Annotated in this window: 18 protein-coding genes; 9 read left to right on the forward strand and 9 right to left on the reverse strand. The window is 61.3% G+C overall.

Annotation, left to right across the window (positions count from 1 at the left end; genetic code table 11):
* Positions 1 to 763, forward strand: a 763-nt coding sequence (locus tag ACPYOI_RS11125; RefSeq protein ID WP_481422866.1) for a cytochrome c oxidase subunit 3, incomplete at its 5' end; no start/stop codon positions are given.
* A gap of 55 nt (positions 764 to 818) precedes the next feature.
* Here ACPYOI_RS11125 and ACPYOI_RS11130 read toward each other — a convergent pair.
* Positions 819 to 1,460, reverse strand: coding sequence for a chloramphenicol phosphotransferase CPT family protein (locus tag ACPYOI_RS11130; RefSeq protein ID WP_481417805.1), 642 nt, complete (start codon positions 1,458 to 1,460; stop codon positions 819 to 821).
* 130 nt (positions 1,461 to 1,590) lie between these two features.
* Between ACPYOI_RS11130 and ACPYOI_RS11135 the strand changes: the two genes are divergently transcribed.
* From ACPYOI_RS11135 to ACPYOI_RS11160, 6 genes are all read left to right on the forward strand, one after another.
* A complete protein-coding gene (locus ACPYOI_RS11135; RefSeq protein WP_481417806.1) occupies positions 1,591 to 1,974 on the forward strand; it encodes a DUF983 domain-containing protein in 384 nt (127 codons plus the stop codon).
* The gene (locus ACPYOI_RS11140; RefSeq protein ID WP_481422867.1) at positions 1,967 to 2,722 is read left to right on the forward strand and encodes an SURF1 family protein; all 756 of its coding nucleotides are present in this window, start codon (positions 1,967 to 1,969) and stop codon (positions 2,720 to 2,722) included. Before ACPYOI_RS11135 ends, ACPYOI_RS11140 begins: the two co-directional genes overlap by 8 nt.
* Before the next feature lie 62 nt (positions 2,723 to 2,784).
* The gene (gene ispH, locus ACPYOI_RS11145) at positions 2,785 to 3,786 is read left to right on the forward strand and encodes a 4-hydroxy-3-methylbut-2-enyl diphosphate reductase (RefSeq protein WP_481417808.1); all 1,002 of its coding nucleotides are present in this window, start codon (positions 2,785 to 2,787) and stop codon (positions 3,784 to 3,786) included.
* Between the two features lie 230 nt (positions 3,787 to 4,016).
* Entirely contained in the window at positions 4,017 to 4,982 is a 966-nt protein-coding gene (locus ACPYOI_RS11150; RefSeq protein WP_481417809.1) for a homoserine kinase, read from the forward strand.
* A complete protein-coding gene (gene rnhA / locus ACPYOI_RS11155) occupies positions 4,979 to 5,419 on the forward strand; it encodes a ribonuclease HI (RefSeq protein ID WP_481417810.1) in 441 nt (146 codons plus the stop codon). The genes ACPYOI_RS11150 and rnhA overlap by 4 nt, the downstream gene beginning before the upstream one ends.
* A gap of 95 nt (positions 5,420 to 5,514) precedes the next feature.
* Positions 5,515 to 6,318 (forward strand): endonuclease/exonuclease/phosphatase family protein, encoded by an 804-nt coding sequence (locus ACPYOI_RS11160; RefSeq protein ID WP_481422879.1) that lies wholly within the window; start codon positions 5,515 to 5,517, stop codon positions 6,316 to 6,318.
* A gap of 45 nt (positions 6,319 to 6,363) precedes the next feature.
* Here the strand turns inward: ACPYOI_RS11160 and ACPYOI_RS11165 are convergent, their stop codons facing one another.
* Positions 6,364 to 6,609 (reverse strand): DUF6894 family protein, encoded by a 246-nt coding sequence (locus ACPYOI_RS11165; protein ID WP_168828642.1) that lies wholly within the window; start codon positions 6,607 to 6,609, stop codon positions 6,364 to 6,366.
* Positions 6,610 to 6,811: 202 nt separating this feature from the next.
* Between ACPYOI_RS11165 and ACPYOI_RS11170 the strand changes: the two genes are divergently transcribed.
* Positions 6,812 to 7,120, forward strand: coding sequence for a Dabb family protein (locus ACPYOI_RS11170; protein ID WP_168828643.1), 309 nt, complete (start codon positions 6,812 to 6,814; stop codon positions 7,118 to 7,120).
* Positions 7,121 to 7,154: 34 nt separating this feature from the next.
* Here the strand turns inward: ACPYOI_RS11170 and ACPYOI_RS11175 are convergent, their stop codons facing one another.
* From ACPYOI_RS11175 to ACPYOI_RS11195, 5 genes are all read right to left on the reverse strand, one after another.
* Entirely contained in the window at positions 7,155 to 8,054 is a 900-nt protein-coding gene (locus ACPYOI_RS11175; RefSeq protein WP_481417811.1) for a metal ABC transporter substrate-binding protein, read from the reverse strand.
* A 16-nt stretch (positions 8,055 to 8,070) separates the two neighbouring features.
* The gene (locus ACPYOI_RS11180) at positions 8,071 to 8,943 is read right to left on the reverse strand and encodes a metal ABC transporter permease (RefSeq protein ID WP_481417812.1); all 873 of its coding nucleotides are present in this window, start codon (positions 8,941 to 8,943) and stop codon (positions 8,071 to 8,073) included.
* Positions 8,940 to 9,680 carry a metal ABC transporter ATP-binding protein gene (locus tag ACPYOI_RS11185; protein ID WP_481417813.1) on the reverse strand — a complete coding sequence of 247 codons (741 nt, stop codon included), beginning with the start codon at positions 9,678 to 9,680 and terminating at the stop codon, positions 8,940 to 8,942. Before ACPYOI_RS11185 ends, ACPYOI_RS11180 begins: the two co-directional genes overlap by 4 nt.
* Before the next feature lie 251 nt (positions 9,681 to 9,931).
* Positions 9,932 to 10,417: a redoxin family protein gene (locus tag ACPYOI_RS11190; protein WP_481417814.1), complete on the reverse strand. Its 486-nt coding sequence runs from the start codon at positions 10,415 to 10,417 to the stop codon at positions 9,932 to 9,934.
* A gap of 69 nt (positions 10,418 to 10,486) precedes the next feature.
* The gene (locus tag ACPYOI_RS11195) at positions 10,487 to 11,329 is read right to left on the reverse strand and encodes a protein-disulfide reductase DsbD domain-containing protein (protein ID WP_481417815.1); all 843 of its coding nucleotides are present in this window, start codon (positions 11,327 to 11,329) and stop codon (positions 10,487 to 10,489) included.
* 142 nt (positions 11,330 to 11,471) lie between these two features.
* Between ACPYOI_RS11195 and ACPYOI_RS11200 the strand changes: the two genes are divergently transcribed.
* Positions 11,472 to 12,077 (forward strand): YqgE/AlgH family protein, encoded by a 606-nt coding sequence (locus tag ACPYOI_RS11200; protein WP_481417816.1) that lies wholly within the window; start codon positions 11,472 to 11,474, stop codon positions 12,075 to 12,077.
* An 18-nt stretch (positions 12,078 to 12,095) separates the two neighbouring features.
* Here ACPYOI_RS11200 and ACPYOI_RS11205 read toward each other — a convergent pair whose 3' ends face one another.
* Both ACPYOI_RS11205 and ACPYOI_RS11210 read right to left on the reverse strand, forming a co-directional pair.
* Positions 12,096 to 15,008, reverse strand: a complete 2,913-nt coding sequence (locus ACPYOI_RS11205; RefSeq protein ID WP_481417817.1) for an EAL domain-containing protein — start codon at positions 15,006 to 15,008, stop codon at positions 12,096 to 12,098.
* Complete coding sequence (locus tag ACPYOI_RS11210) at positions 15,005 to 15,619, reverse strand: GNAT family N-acetyltransferase (RefSeq protein WP_481417818.1); 615 nt, start codon at positions 15,617 to 15,619, stop codon at positions 15,005 to 15,007. Before ACPYOI_RS11210 ends, ACPYOI_RS11205 begins: the two co-directional genes overlap by 4 nt.
* Positions 15,620 to 15,637: the final 18 nt, after the last annotated feature.

A 15,637-nucleotide genomic window follows, 5' to 3' on the forward strand; every position in this document is an offset into this window, starting at 1 on the left:
CTTTCTGAATGGCGGGTCGCTGCACCTTTTCGGCATCGAATGGGCTCAGCCCTGGCTGTTCTTCATCGGCCTCGCGCTGATCCTTTACGTCATGTATGGCTGGTGGGCCGACACCGTGAAGGAAGCCCACGAGGGCGCGCATACCCGCGTCGTGTCGCTGCACCTGCGCTACGGCATGATCATGTTCATCGCTTCGGAAGTGATGTTCTTCGTGGCCTGGTTCTGGGCCTATTTCGACGCGAGCCTCTTTCCGAATGAAGCCATCCAGGCCTCGCGCGTCGCCTTCACCGGTGGCCAGTGGCCGCCGAAGGGCATCGAGGTTCTCGATCCCTGGCACCTGCCGATCTACAACACCGTCATCCTGCTGCTCTCCGGCACGACGGTCACCTGGGCCCACCACGCCCTCCTGCACAACGACCGCAAGGGGCTCATTCAGGGGCTGACGCTCACCGTTCTGCTCGGAGCGCTGTTCTCTGGCGTTCAGGCGTTCGAGTACCTCCATGCGCCGTTTGCCTTCAAGAACTCGATCTACGGCGCCACTTTCTTCATGGCGACTGGCTTCCATGGTTTCCACGTGCAGATCGGCACCATCTTCCTGCTGGTCTGCCTGCTCCGGGCAATCCGTGGCGACTTCACGCCGAAGCAGCATTTCGGCCTCGAAGCCGCCGCCTGGTACTGGCATTTCGTCGACGTGGTCTGGCTCTTCCTGTTCTTCTGCATCTACGTCTGGGGCAGCTGGGGCGCACCGGTCGCAGCAGGCTGATGGATTGAAAGAGAAACAGAAAAGCGGGTGCCATCGGCGCCCGCTTTTTTGTGGCTCACCTTGAAGCGGCGATCCGTTCGAAGGCGGAGGGTTCGGGAATTCCGAGATCGAGCTGCTGCCGGATGGCTTCGGCGCATTCGTGCGGCGTCAGGACCGACGTATCGAGCTCGAGATCGTAGATGCCCGGCTTGTGCACCTCCTCCTGCCAGCGCCGCACAGCGTCCGGAATTGGTTCCTCGCCACTGCCCTTTTCGTATAGATCCTCACGCTCGGGTTCGTCGATGTTGCGGCGCTGCATGATCACGTCCAACGGGCAATGTACGCCGACGAAAAGCACCGGGAAGCCTTCGAGCCGGCGGGCGCAGTCGGTCAGAATGCCGAGCGGCTGCGAATAGGCTTCGTGATGCCCAAGATCGGCGACGATATTCAGTCCCAGTCCGGCATGGATGGCGATCGACTCGTAGAGCGCCGCATAGAAAAACGGCACCCATTCCTCCAGATCGGGACGCTCGCCGCCGGGGCGAAGGCCTATGCCCGGCAGGTAACGTTCCGGCGTCATGCCGTTATAGGTATCGACGCCGAGGTTCATCCACGGCCCGTCGAGCTCCTGCTGAATGGTTCTTGCGATCGTTGTCTTGCCGCTCCGCGGCGCGCCGTTCAGGATCACGATCTGCCCGGCATAGCTATCGGTGTTCATCAGTGTTCTTCTTCTGCTTGGCGCGGAATCGAACAGCGAATCGCGCAGGTAATTTCCTTTCGTCCTGGGGATGCTTTATGGGAGACTTAAGGCACGGTCGAAAAAAGACACTGTGCCCGAAAGGAGTAGCATGAGCGAAGACACAGCCCATTTCCCTCCCGTCGATCCGGTTAAAACCGGCTTCAAAGGCTGCTGCCCGCGCTGCGGACAGGGAAAATTGTTTTCTGGCGTGCTCTCGCTGAAACCGCGCTGCGCCGCCTGCGGTCTCGATTATGGTTTTGCCGATTCGGGCGACGGCCCCGCGGTTTTCGTCATTCTCATCGTCGGCTTCATCATCATCGGCATGGTGCTCTGGCTGGAGGTGAACTATTCGCCGCCGATCTGGCTGCACATTCTGCTTTTCGCCCCGTTGACGATCGTGCTTTCACTGCTGGCGCTGCGCTGGTGCAAGGGCATCCTGATCGCCATGCAGTACCGCCACAATGCTCGTGAAGGACGCATTTCCCGTGACTGACATCCAGACAGCGGCCGCCCGCCGCAAGCTGCCGGTCTTCACCGGCTTTGCGGTGCTGATTGCGCTGGCCATCCTGATTTCGCTCGGCACCTGGCAGGTGGAGCGCCTGCACTGGAAGGAAGGCCTGATCGCCGATATCGCGGCGCGCCGCGGGTCGGCGCCGGTGGCGCTTGCCGATATCGAGCAGATGCTCGCATCGGGGGAAGACATAGAATACCGCCCCGTTACTGTGTCCGGCCACTATGTGCATGACAAGGAGCGCCACTTCTTCGCGACCTGGCACGGCGAGACCGGCTACTTCGTCTATACCCCGCTGCAGCTTGCCGACGGTCGCTACCTTTTCGTCAATCGGGGCTTCGTTCCCTATGAGAGCAAGGCGCCGGAAAAGCGGATGCAGGGGCAGGTGACGGGCGTGCAGACTGTCACCGGCCTGGCGCGCAACAAGCTGCCGGGGAAGCCTTCCTCACTCGTGCCGGAAAACGATGTCGCCAAGAACATCTTCTACTGGAAGGACCTCGATGTGATGGCCGCGAGCACGGCCCTCGACAAAGGAAGTGTCGTGCCGTTCTTCGTAGATGCCGATTCGACGCTAAACCCAGGCGGTTTGCCCGTCGGTGGCGTCACCGAGATCGACTTGCCCAACAACCACCTGCAATATGCCTTCACCTGGTACGGGTTGGCGGCAGCGCTGGTCGCCGTTGTCGCGATCGCGTGGTTCCGCAAAGGCGGCACGCCGGCCTCGCAATAGTATCGCTTCAATTCCCTCTTATATTGGGCTAGACACCCGAGACGATGGATACCGGACGTAAGATGAACATTGCAGCGAAACCTCCTTTGACGATCAGGCTTTGCGGCCCGCGTGGCTTCTGCGCCGGCGTCGACCGAGCGATCCAGATTGTCGTGCTGGCGCTGAAGGCCTACGGCGCGCCCGTCTATGTCCGCCACGAGATCGTGCATAACCGCTATGTGGTCGAGGGATTGGAGGCCAAGGGCGCGGTCTTTGTCGAGGAGCTGGACGAAATTCCGCCGGAGCACCGCGCCCAGCCGGTCGTCTTTTCCGCGCACGGCGTTCCGAAGTCCGTTCCGGAAGATGCAAACGCCCGCAATCTTTTCTATCTCGATGCGACTTGCCCGCTGGTCTCCAAGGTCCACAAGCAGGCGATGCGGCATAACCGCCTTGGCCGTCATGTCGTGCTGATTGGCCATGCCGGCCATCCGGAAGTCGTCGGCACGATGGGACAGCTTCCCGAAGGCTCTGTCTCGCTGATCGAGACGGTTGAAGATGCCGATTCCTACCAGCCCGCCGATCCCGACAACCTCGGCTATGTAACCCAGACCACGCTCTCGGTGGATGACACGGCAGGGGTAATTGCACGCCTCGAACAGCGTTTTCCGAATCTGACGGCGCCTGCCGCCGATTCCATCTGCTACGCGACGACCAATCGCCAGGAAGTCGTGAAGCAGGCAGCACCCGGCTGCGACCTCTTCATCATCGTCGGCGCGCCGAACTCCTCGAATTCCAAGCGCCTTGTCGAGGTCGCGCTGAGGGCAGGGGCAAAGAAGTCGATCCTGGTGCAGCGCGCCGCCGAACTCGACTGGGACGAGATCGGCCCGATTTCGACGCTGGGCCTTTCCGCCGGCGCCTCCGCGCCGGAAGTGATCGTCAACGAGATCATAGAGGCCTTCCGCACGCGTTTTGATGCCAAGGTCGAGCTGGCCGAAACCGTCCAGGAAAACGAGCATTTCCTCGTCAACCGGGAACTGCGCAGCATCGAACTGACGGCGGCCGACATGGCTTTCGTCAACGGTTGAGCTAGAGGAAGAGCGTACATCAGGAACTCCCTCATTCCTGTGCTTGTCACAGGAATCCAGTGTGCCCAAGTCCTTGGGCACGAAAGACTCTTGATTAGCGGGCGCTTATCGCTTTATTCACGGCGCAGACGCGCCGTGGCTGGATTCCTGTGACAAGCACCGGAATGAGGGACAACGGGAAGCCGTCGAGACGCCCACCTTCTAGTGCCCACCGATTGTGAGACCGCACCTTGGCCGTTTACACCGATATTTCCGAAGACGATCTGAAGTGGTTCCTGACGGAATACAATACCGGCGAGCTGCTATCCTACAAGGGGATCGCCGAGGGCGTCGAGAACTCGAATTTCCTGCTGCACACCTCGAAGGATCCGCTGATCCTGACGCTTTACGAAAAGCGCGTTGAAAGAAACGACCTGCCTTTCTTCCTCGGGCTGATGCATCATCTGGCCGACCGCGGCCTGTCCTGTCCGCTGCCGCTGCCGCGCAAGGACGGCGCGCTGCTCGGCAGGCTTTCGGATCGTCCTGCGGCTCTCATTTCCTTTCTCGAGGGCATGTGGCTGAGAAAGCCGGAAGCAAAGCATTGCCGGGAAGTCGGCAAGGCCTTGGCGAAGATGCATGTCGCGGGGGAGGGTTTTGAGCTGAAGCGCCCGAATGCACTTTCACTTGAAGGCTGGAAAGTGCTTTGGGACAAGTCCGAGGCGCGTGCCGACGAGGTCGAGAAGGGTCTGTCCGCCGAAATCCGTGGCGAGATCGATTTCCTGTCCGCCAACTGGCCAAAGGAGCTGCCGGCCGGCGTCATCCACGCCGATCTCTTTCCGGACAACGTCTTTTTCCTCGGCGCCGAACTCTCCGGCCTGATCGATTTCTATTTCGCCTGCAACGATCTGCTCGCCTACGACGTCTCGATCTGCCTCAATGCCTGGTGCTTCGAGAAGGACGGCGCCTATAACATCACCAAGGGCACGGCGATGCTGGAAGGCTATCAGAGCGTGCGGCCGCTCAGCCCTGCCGAGCTTATCGCCCTCCCGATTCTCGCGCGCGGTTCCGCGCTCCGGTTCTTCCTGACCCGCCTGTACGACTGGTTGACGACGCCGGAGGGCGCGATGGTCACCAAGAAGGACCCGCTGGAATATCTGCGGAAGCTGCGCTTCCACCGCCAGATCGCATCGGCCGCCGAATACGGGCTGTCGGCATGAAGCACGTCGATATCTTCACGGACGGCGCCTGCTCTGGCAATCCCGGCCCCGGCGGCTGGGGCGCGATCCTGCGTTACGGCGACGTCGAAAAGGAGCTTTCCGGCGGCGAGCCGGAAACAACCAACAACCGCATGGAACTGATGGCTGCGATTTCCGCGCTGGGGGCATTGAGGCAGCCCTGCGAGGTCGATCTTTATACCGACAGCGCCTATGTCAAGGACGGCATTTCCAAGTGGATTTTCGGCTGGAAGAAGAATGGCTGGAAAACCGCCGACAAGAAGCCAGTGAAGAATGCCGAACTGTGGCAGGCGCTGGAGGAAGAGCGCAACAAGCACAAGGTGACGCTGCACTGGATCAAGGGCCACGCCGGCCATCCGGAAAACGAGCGGGCCGATGAGCTCGCCCGCATGGGAATGGCGCCCTTCAAGAAACGCTAGAACTTCCCTACCAAAATTTCGTAGAAACAAACACATGAGGCGTTTCCATGAATCAGTCGGGAAACGCCTTCGTGCGGAACACGAGAGGGGATGTCGTGCGGATTGTCTCGTTGAATGCCTGGGGCGGCAAGCTGCATCGGCCTTTGATGGACTATCTCAGCACCGTCGAGGCCGATGTACTTTGCCTGCAGGAAGTCACCCGTTCCGTGACCGTGAAGAGCGGCTGGCTGGAATATCGCGACGGCAGCCATATCCTGCCCCAGCGCGCCAACCTCTTCGAGGAGATCAGGGCTGCTCTGCCGATGCATGACGCTTTTTTTGCCCCGACGGCGAGAGGCGAACTTTTCGAGGGCGATGAAAGTGTGCCTTCGGAATTCGGTCTCGCGACCTTCGTGCGCCGGTCCTACGCGGTGATCGGCCACGCAATGGATTTCGTGCATGGCGACTTTTCCGAAGATGGCTACGGCTCCCATCCGCGGGCGCGCAACGCGCACGCCATCCGCCTCTTCGACTATGAGGCGGGGTCTGCGGTCACCATCACCCAGCTGCACGGGCTGCGGGATATGAACGGCAAGGGCGATACGCCTGCCCGCCATGGCCAGGCTGACGCGTTGGTCAAGCTGATTGAGCGCATCTGGCGCAAGAGCGAGCGCCTCGTCGTCTGCGGCGACTTCAATGTCCTGCCGGGAAGCGTCATGTTCGAAGCCCTCGGCAGACTCGGCTTAGCCGACCTGGTCACCTCCCGTGGCTTTACGGATACGCGAACATCGTACTACGCCAAAGAGGGGCGCTTTGCGGACTACATGCTCGTAACACCGGATGTCGGCGTCGTCAGGTTCGATGTGGTCGCGGAACCGGAAGTGTCGGATCATCGTGCGCTTCTGCTGGAAATTGATTAATCGCGGCCAGGGCATGTGTCGGCGGTTCTGGCGATGCATCCGCGCTTACCGGCCGATCAGGCTAAAGATGACGTCATGAAAACGGACCTCGGCCAGCACTGACCCGTCAGCATCGGTCACTTCTATGACGTGTGGCTCGATCATCTCTCCAGCCGCCACTCGCTCTGCGATCAGCGTAAGAGCATCTTCGTTTGCTTCATCAATCGCCGCCACCAGATCGTCTAGTTCCGAACCATCTGGATCATCGATCAGGTCCGCACCTTTACGGATGTGAAAGTAGAATACCGGCATAAGTTCTCAACCAACGGTCGGGCTGAATGTTCCGGTCCGAAAGCGTACACGCGGCACCCCTATATCAGTGTTTTTGGCGGTGATCGCTTGAGGCCGTGGGTACTTCGTCGATTCAGGCAACATACGACCGCTCCGCGATCCTCCCTTGCTCTCGGCCTCATTCCCTCTATTGTGCCGGCAACGAAATTACGGAGACCACAATATGATCCTGCACTGCGTATTGCTGCGGCTCAAGGCCGCGACAACGGGCGAGGAGAAGCAGGCGCTGTTCGAATCGGTGGTCGCGTTGAAGCAGGTGATCCCAGGCATTCTCGATGTCAAACATGGACCCAACATCTCTCCGGAGGGCTTGCATGGCGGCTTCGTCGATGGTTTTGCGGTGACCTTCGAAAGTGCCGAAGCACGCGATGCCTATCTCGTGCATCCCGAGCATGTCGCCGTCGGTGAGCGAATCGTATCCTCGCTCGACGGAGGCCTAGCTGGCCTGCTCGTCTTCGATCTCAGCCTCTGAGAGGGCCGCGGATCTCTCCGCGGCCTCTCGTCGGTCAGCTCGACCTCGCCATGGCCGCGGCGATCTGGTCGACATTGTAGCGAAACATCTTTTCGTAAGTCGGCGCCGGGCCCTTCGCATCCGAAAGGGATTCGACGTAAAGTTCGCCGCCGGGTTCGGCGCCCGTCGCCTTGGCGACCTGCTTGACAAGGCGCGGATCGTTCGAGTTTTCGAAGAAATAGGTCTTCACATGCTCGGCCTTGATCTGCTCGATGAGCTTGGCGACGTCGGCAGCGGAAGCTTCCGTCTCCGTCGAGAGGCCAACGGGTGCGAGGAAGCTGACGTTGTATTCCCGGCCGAAGTAGCCGAAGGCGTCATGACTGGTCAGCACCTTTCGCCGGTCATCCGGAACCGCGTCGAACTTCGAATGCGCATAGGCGTCGAGCTTGTCGAGCGTCTTCGTGTAGCGCTCGGCATTCGCCTTGAAGGCTACGGCATCCGCCGGATCGGCCGCTGAAAGGGCTTTCTCGATATTCGCGACCCAGATTTTTACGTTGACCGGGCTGTTCCAGACGTGAGGATCGGTCACGGTCTGCCCGTCCTCTTCCATCGTGCGGGTATTGACGCTATCGGAAACGGTGACCGGCGTTCCCTTGTAGCCCGAGGCAGCAATCAGCCGGTCCATCCAGCCCTCAAGGCCCTCGCCGCTGACGAAGGTCACCTGCGCCGCCTTCAGGTGCTTGGCGTCGGTGGGCGATGGTTCGAACTCGTGTGGATCGCCATTCGGCCCGACTAGGGTGGTTACCTTCACATGGTCGCCGCCCACTTGGCTGACGACATCGGCGAGGACGGTAAACGAGGCAACGACATTCAGTGTTTCCGCCGAGGCGGGCATGGCCGAGAAGGCGAGCAGCGCGGGAAGGGCCGCGGGCAGAAGCAGTCTGGGGGCAAGCATTGAAGTCTCCTTGAGGTCAGCCCTTGAGATGCGGGCGGGGGAAGATGCGCCAGGCAAGGCCTGATGGCGCGAAGAAGATGGACAGCCCGTAGATCACCGCCGCCGTCATGATGATTGTCGGGCCGGAGGCGAGCTCGAGATGGTAGGAAGCAATCAGGCCGACATAGCCGGAGGCGGTGGCGCTGATCGCGGCGATTGCGATCATCGACGGCAGGCTACGTGACCAGAGCTGGGCGATTGCCGCCGGCAGCATCATCAGGCCGACCGCCATCAGCGTGCCGAGCGCCTGGAAACTGGCGACAAGGTTGAGCACGACCAGCAGCAGGAAAAGCACATGATAGACCGGCCCTCGACCGCCTACGGCCCGCAGGAATCCCGGGTCGAAGCATTCCGCAACTAGCGGCCGGTAGATGACGGCAAGAACGACGAGCGTCACCGAGGAGATCGTGCCGATCTGGAAAAGCGCCGGGGCGTCGATCGCAAGGATGGTGCCGAAGAGCACATGCAGCAGATCGATGTTCGATCCGCGCAGCGACACGATCAGCACGCCGAGAGCAAGCGAGGCGAGATAGAAGCTTGCGAAGCTTGCATCCTCCTGCAGTACCGTCGTCCGGCTGACGAAGCCCGAAAGCAGCGCGACCGAGAGGCCGGCGACAAGGCCACCAATGCCCATGGCGGTGAGCGACAGCGAGCCCGCAACGAGATAGCCGATCGCCGCCCCCGGCAGCACGGCATGGCTCATCGCATCGCCCATCAGGCTCATGCGCCGCAGCATCAGGAAGACGCCGATCGGGCCTGAGCCGAGGCTGAGGCAAAGGCAGGCCACCAGCGCGCGGCGCATGAAGCCGAAATCGGCGAAGGGCGCAAGGAAGATGTCGTAAGCCGTCATGCCGCGGGCTCGCAGGCTTGCGCATCCTCGTCCCAACGCTCGGCCATGGCGCGCGCCTTGAGAAGATTGGCCGGCGACATCACGTCGCCGGTCGGTCCCCAACCGATCAATGTTCGGGCAATCAGCAGCGTCTCGGGGAAGTGCGCCCGCACCTGATCGAAGTCATGAAGCACCGCAACGACGGTCCGCCCGTCGCCGTGCCAGCGGGCGACGATCTCCAGCAGGTCCCTGGTCGTACGGGCGTCGATGGCGTTGAACGGCTCATCGAGCAGTATCACCTTGGCATCTTGCAGCAGCAGCCGGGCAAAAAGCACGCGTTGAAACTGCCCGGCCGACAGCGAGCCGATGTGGCGCTTTTCGAAGCCTTCGAGCCCGACGGCGGAAAGTGCTGCGCGGGCCTTGTCCGTATCCTGGCTCGAGACACGTCCGAAAGCGCCGCTATTTGGCCATGCGCCGAACAGAACCGCGTCGAAGACAGAGATCGGAAAGCGGCGGTTGATCTCCGCAGCCTGCGGCAGGTAGCCGAAATCCGTCCGCTTGAGCTGGTGGGAAATGCGCCCTTCGGCCGGCCGCAGCTCGCCCATGATGGCTTTCAGCAGCGTCGATTTTCCGGCCCCGTTGGGCCCGGCGATCGCCGTCAGGCTGCCGGAATGAATGGTTCCGGAAACATGGTGCACTGCCGGGTGACGCTCATAGGCGACGGTGAGATTGTCGAGCCTGATCAACGGGTCGCTCATGGCAGGACAACCGCCCAATGGATCGCTGCCCAGAGGGCCGCGACGACAACAGCCACGCAAGCGACGCGGAATCCGGCGGAGTGCCGGAGGACACCCGAAGCGAAATGGAATCTGTTCATAATCGACATCACTCTTATAAATGTAATAACATTACAAGTTATGTTATAACGATTACGGCAATTTCGCGGCGGCGTCTAGGGCTGCCGCAACAAAAAAAGGGCGGCTCGACGGCCGCCCTTTGGTAACTCGTCTCAGAGCTGTTCCATCATCGTGGCCGCGCCGGAGACGGTAGCCTGACCGGGGCTTTCCTCGACGTTGAGCGACTTGACCACGCCGTCCTCCACCAGCATCGAATAGCGCTTGGAGCGCACGCCGAGGCCGCCGCCGGAAAGGTCGGCATCCAGGCCGAGCGCCTTGGTGAAGCCCGCATCCCAATCCGCAAGGAAGTGGATCTTGCCCATGCCGCCTGATTGTTGTGCCCAGGCACCCATGACATGCCAGTCGTTGACGGCAAGTACGGCGATATCGTCGACGCCCTTGGCAAGGATGGAATCGCGATTTTCGAGGTAGCCCGGCAGATGGTTCAGCGAGCAGGTGGGCGTGAACGCGCCGGGTACAGCGAAAAGCACGACGCGCTTGCCCTTGAAGAGCTGATCGGTCGTAACCTCGACCGGGCCGTCGGCTGTCTTTTCCTTGAATGTGGCGGCGGGAAGCTTGTCGCCGATCGCGATAGTCATGGGGGCTCTCCTTGGTTTTGATGCAGCGGCGGGGGCTGCCGCGAGGTCGGGACCGACTATAAAAGCCGGTCAGTCAAAGGCAAGCGTCGTCTCCATGGCGCGGTCGCCGTCAATGATGAGAGCGCTCCAGCTATTGCCGCTGATCTCATAGTTCTTCGGCAGCTTGTGGATCGCGACAGCGGTCGAGAAGGTCTTCCCGTCGCGTTTGCTCATCAGCTTCTTGGTGAACACATAACCGGCGGGGCCGGTGAGGATCACCTCCGGCGCGGTATCGCCAGCGGCGGGCAGGGCGATCTGCAGCCAGAGCTGCTTTTTATCCTCCGAAACCTTGTAGGACGTCACCTTGAACTGTGACGAAGGTTTTTCCGGCAGCGATGCCTCGGCGTTCTTCAGGATCGCTTCCTCTTCCGGCCGTGACTGGTTGGCGCTCCCAATGGCGAGCGAGAACTCGCCCTGGAAGGGGATGCAGATATCCTTGCAGATGCCGATGAAGGCGCTTGCTTTTAGGGTGAGCGGGCCGGAGGCGTCTTTTGCCGAAAATGTCAGAGGCAGCGAAACGGCGGCGTCATAGGCGATGTCGTCGATCCTGCCGTCGGAGAGATGCTTCGGCACCGGAAAGCGGATCGCCTTCAGCGTGACGCCGCTCTCCGGCGCAACGGAAATCTGCGGTGGTATGCCGCTGTTGCCGGGCTCGCGCCAATAGGTGATCCAGCCGGGTTTCGGTTCGATCTGCAGCGCTCCCCGCATGGTGCCGTCGCTGTCCGGAGGCAATGCGATCAGGCGCATCCGGCCGCCGGCATTGTCGACCCAGTCGCTCATCTCGGCATGCGCCATCCCGAAGGAGGCGGCCAGGGCGGCGCCGCAGATGGCCGTCTTTAGAAGCAGGCGAAACCTGGAAGAAATAATTGCCATGGAACAAGCATTTATCGAAAATCGCCTTTCGCGGCCAGAAGCCGCGACGACTTAATTCTTCATTTTCAGTTGATTGATATGTGACATTGCCCCATGTTTATTTTGTCGGGGCCATTGGTGCGGTCTGGCAGCAGGAGGCAACATGTCCTTTTCCACGCTGAAAAACAGACGGGAACGCGGCTTTTTTGACGGACAGTTCCTCATTGCCATGCCCGGTATGGAAGACAGCAACTTCTTCCGGACGGTCGTCTATATCTGCGCCCATTCCGATGCCGGCGCCATGGGCTTCGTGATCAACCGGGCCCAGAGCCTCACCTTCACCGATGTGCTGCTGCATCTCGAGATGATCAAGGACCATGAGCCGATCGTCCTGCCGGATCATGCCCTGAATTTCCCGATCCAGACGGGCGGCCCGGTGGAAAGCGGCCGCGGTTTCGTGCTCCATTCCGATGATTATATCAGCGACTCCAGCATCCCGATCAGCGACGATATCTGCCTGACCGCGACGCTGGACATCATCCGCGCGATCTCCAAGGGCACTGGGCCAAAGCGGGCGACTATGATGCTCGGTTACTCCTCCTGGGGCGCCGGCCAGCTGGAAATGGAAGTCGCCGGCAACGGCTGGCTGACCTGCGCGGCCAACGAAGCGCTGATTTTCGACCGCAGCCTCGACGACAAATACGAGCGCGCCCTTGCAGGGATGGGCATTACCGCCGCCATGCTCTCCGCCGAAGCCGGCCACGCCTAGCATCCGCTGTAGAGAGGCCTAAGCCCGCTTCGTCAGCGGAAAGCGTTCCTTCAGCAGGCGCAGAACCGAATCGGCGGCCATCGGCGGGCCGAAAAGGTAGCTCTGGCCATAGCGGCAGCCCATCTTGGCAAGCTCGATGGCGTCCTCGTTGGATTCGATCCCCTCGGCCACGACCTGCATCTCAAGCTCGCGCGCCATGGAAATGACCGACCGGAGGACGATGGCCTTCTTGTCGCTGTTGTCGCGAACCAGCGCCTTGTCGAGCTTGATGGTGTCGAACGGGAAGCGGGTGAGATAGGCAAGCGACGAGTAGCCCGTGCCGAAGTCGTCGAGCGCGAGGCCGAGCCCCGCTTCCTTGAGCTTCTGTAGCACCAGGCGCGCCTGCTCGGGATTTTCCATGACCATGGATTCCGTCAGTTCCAGCTTCAGGCGGGACGGGTCGCAATGTGTCTTGGACAGAACCGAACGCACATCCTCATAGAGTTCGTTGTTGAGAAGCTGCACGCTCGACAGATTGATGGAGACGTAGATCGGCAGATCGCCGGTCTGGTGCTGCCAGGCCATGAAGTCGTTGGTTGCCTGTTCGAGCGCGAACATGCCGAGCGGGCCGATGAGGTCCGAAGCTTCGGCAATTGGAATGAATTCCGAGGGCGGGATGTTGCCGCGCTTCGGGTGCTCCCAGCGCATCAGCGCCTCGAATCCGGCAATCTCGACATCCTCAAGCCGGGCGATGGGCTGATAGACCATCGACAGCTCCTTGCGCTCGATGGCGCGGCGGAGGTCCGATTCGAGCTGCAGCCGGTCGGCGCCGAAATCGCGGAAGGCGGGGCGGAAAGGTTCGACCCGGTTTCCGCCGGCGCGCTTGGCGCGATACATCGCCAGCTCCGCGTCGCTCAGCATGCCCACGGCGTTTTCCTGCTGGTCGACCCAGGAGGCAAGGCCGACCGAGGCCGTCAGTATGATTTCCCGATTGGCGAAGTTGATCGGCACCATGATTGCCTTGCTGACCGCATCGGCAAAATCGGCGATCTTCGCCGGGTCGCGTTCCGAGACGAGGATGAGCCCGAACTGGTCGCCGGCAAGGCGCGCCAGCGTGTCCTGGGGCTTCAGCAAGCGGCGCAGGCGGCGGGTAACCGCGATCAGAATGTTGTCGCCGGCGGCGATTCCCAGCGAATCGTTCACCAATTTGTACCGGTCGATGTCGATCACCATCACGGTCGGCCGCAGCGTATCGCCGCCGGGCGCGAGCGTCAGCACGGACTGCAGGCGGTCGATGAAGAGCTGGCGGTTCGGCAAGCCGGTGAGATTGTCGTGCAAGGCATCATGCAGGAGTCGCTCGACGGAGTTCTTCTGCTCCGTAACATCGACGATCGTGCCGACGCACCGGATGATTTCGCCATTCGAGCCGAGCACCGGCCGGGCGCGGATGAGAAGCCAATGGAAATGACCGTCCTCGGCGCGGACGCGGAACTCGTGGTTCAGCCGTCCGCGGCGATGCTCGAGAAGCACGTCCAGCGTGGCGCGGAACCGGTCGCGATCGTCGGGATGCAGCCAGGGCAGCCAGTTGCGGGCAGCGCCATGCATGGTGCCGGGCGAAAGACCGAGCTTGATGGAAACATCCGGAATGGTGACGACGCGGTCGCGCGCCACGTCCCAATCCCAAACCATGTCGCCTGAACCTGTAAGGGCCAGAGACTGCCGCTCGAGATCGGAAAACAGCCCCTGCTGGAAGGCACCGCCCGCAAAGGCGTGCTGCATGACGGTAAAACCGATCAGCAGCACGATCAGCACGAGACCGCCGCCCAACGCCGGCTGGATGATGTCATTGTCGAGCCGCCCGGTGATCGTTAGCCAAGCGCCGAAGATCCAGACGAGGATCAGCGCCCAGGCGGGCACCAGCAGGATCGCGCGGTCGTAGCGGTTGAAGCCGAGATAGATGATCAGCACGAGACCCATCGTTGCCGTCAGCGCGAAGGAAAGCCGCGCGATACCGGCCGCAATCGACGGGTCGTAGATCGCCACCCCGAAAAGCAGCGCAAGGCCCAGCACCCAGGCAAGGGTCGCGTAGCCGAGATGCGTGTGCCAGCGGTTCAAGTTCAGGTAGGTGAACAGGAAGATCACGAAACTCGAGGCCAGCGCCACCTCCGCGCAGGCGCGCCATATTCGCTGGTCCGCCGAAGCGATGCTGACGAGTTTGCCGAGGAACCCGAAATCGACGCAGATATAGCCGAGCACCGCCCAGGCGAGCGCGGCTGTCGCCGGCAGCATCGATGTTCCCTTGACGACGAAAAGGATCGTCAGGAAGACGGCCAGAAGGCCGGCGATGCCGAGCACGATGCCGCGGTAGAGCGTAAACGCGTTGATCGTATCCTTGTAGGCATCAGGCTCCCACAGGTAGATCTGCGGCAGTTCGGGCGTTGCAAGTTCTGCCACGAAAGTGATGACCGCGCCGGGGTTCAGCGTGATCCGGAAGACGTCGGCCTCGTCGCTCGGCTGGCGGTCGAGCGCAAAACCCTCGCTCGGCGTAATCGCCATGATGCGCTGGGAGCCGAGGTCGGGCCAGAAAAGCTTGGAGTTCACCAGACGGAAATGCGGAGCGACGATGACCCGGTCAAGCTGCTCTTCCGAGACATTGGCGAGCGCAAAGACGGCCCAGTCGCCCTGATGGTTGTCGGAGGTGGCGCGCACCTCGATGCGCCGGCGGATGCCATCGGCCCCCGCTGCCGTCGAAACCTGGAAGGCCTCGCCCTGATTGGTGTAGATTTCCGTCGTCGCGGTAAGGTCGAGCGCGGTATCGTCGCGGGAAATCTTTACCGGTTCCGCAGCCTGAGCGACGCCTGCAGCCAGCGCCAGTACCGACAGGACAAGAGCTGCGATCACCGCGATCAATCGGCCGTACGGCGATGTGGGCAGCATGCGGTTCGTGGTCATCGGCTGTCGGTTTTCCTGCCTGTATCCGCGTCGGTGGCAAGCAGTGAAAACATCACGTGGTCATGCCACTGACCGTTGATTTTCAAGTATCCGCGCAGATAGCCTTCCCGCCGAAACCCGGCTTTTTCGAGCAGGCGAATGCTCCGTGCATTTTCCGGAATACAGGCTGCTTCGATACGGTGCAACTCAAGCCCTGCGAAGATATAGGGTATAACCAACTGAAGTGCGGCGAACATATGGCCCTGACCGGCATGTTTCTCGCCCATCCAGTAGCCGATCATGCAGCTCTGCGCCGCGCCCCGGCGAATATAGCCGATCGTAATGCCGCCAAGCAGTTCCATGTCCGGCTTCGAGAACAGGAAAAGCGGTACTGCCTGGCCCGAGGCATATTCCTGCTTGCCGCGGATCACGCGAGCCCGAAAGGCGCCCTCCGTCAGTTCGTCGCGCCGCCATGTGGGCTCCCAAGGTTCAAGGAACTTGCGGCTGGCCGAGCGCAGCTTGTACCACTGGTTGAAATCCTGATAGCGCGGAAGCCTCAGGGCATAGCGGTCATTCTCAAGCTCCACAGCCTCCGGCTGCCGCGACAGGAAGCGAAAAACCGACTTTGGCATCGATCACTCCCGGCAGGA

Source organism: Rhizobium sp. SVR5-2C, assembly GCF_056755115.1.

What these genes read in the sequence shown, in the direction of transcription:
- ACPYOI_RS11130 (WP_481417805.1), bottom strand. Translation starts at nt 1,460, where the DNA reads ATGAACACCGATAGCTATGCCGGGCAGATCGTGATCCTGAACGGCGCG.
- ACPYOI_RS11135 (WP_481417806.1), top strand. Translation starts at nt 1,591, where the DNA reads ATGAGCGAAGACACAGCCCATTTCCCTCCCGTCGATCCGGTTAAAACC.
- ispH (WP_481417808.1), top strand. Translation starts at nt 2,785, where the DNA reads ATGAACATTGCAGCGAAACCTCCTTTGACGATCAGGCTTTGCGGCCCG.
- rnhA (WP_481417810.1), top strand. Translation starts at nt 4,979, where the DNA reads ATGAAGCACGTCGATATCTTCACGGACGGCGCCTGCTCTGGCAATCCC.
- ACPYOI_RS11165 (WP_168828642.1), bottom strand. Translation starts at nt 6,609, where the DNA reads ATGCCGGTATTCTACTTTCACATCCGTAAAGGTGCGGACCTGATCGAT.
- ACPYOI_RS11170 (WP_168828643.1), top strand. Translation starts at nt 6,812, where the DNA reads ATGATCCTGCACTGCGTATTGCTGCGGCTCAAGGCCGCGACAACGGGC.
- ACPYOI_RS11175 (WP_481417811.1), bottom strand. Translation starts at nt 8,054, where the DNA reads ATGCTTGCCCCCAGACTGCTTCTGCCCGCGGCCCTTCCCGCGCTGCTC.
- ACPYOI_RS11180 (WP_481417812.1), bottom strand. Translation starts at nt 8,943, where the DNA reads ATGACGGCTTACGACATCTTCCTTGCGCCCTTCGCCGATTTCGGCTTC.
- ACPYOI_RS11185 (WP_481417813.1), bottom strand. Translation starts at nt 9,680, where the DNA reads ATGAGCGACCCGTTGATCAGGCTCGACAATCTCACCGTCGCCTATGAG.
- ACPYOI_RS11190 (WP_481417814.1), bottom strand. Translation starts at nt 10,417, where the DNA reads ATGACTATCGCGATCGGCGACAAGCTTCCCGCCGCCACATTCAAGGAA.
- ACPYOI_RS11195 (WP_481417815.1), bottom strand. Translation starts at nt 11,329, where the DNA reads ATGGCAATTATTTCTTCCAGGTTTCGCCTGCTTCTAAAGACGGCCATC.
- ACPYOI_RS11200 (WP_481417816.1), top strand. Translation starts at nt 11,472, where the DNA reads ATGTCCTTTTCCACGCTGAAAAACAGACGGGAACGCGGCTTTTTTGAC.
- ACPYOI_RS11205 (WP_481417817.1), bottom strand. Translation starts at nt 15,008, where the DNA reads ATGACCACGAACCGCATGCTGCCCACATCGCCGTACGGCCGATTGATC.
- ACPYOI_RS11210 (WP_481417818.1), bottom strand. Translation starts at nt 15,619, where the DNA reads ATGCCAAAGTCGGTTTTTCGCTTCCTGTCGCGGCAGCCGGAGGCTGTG.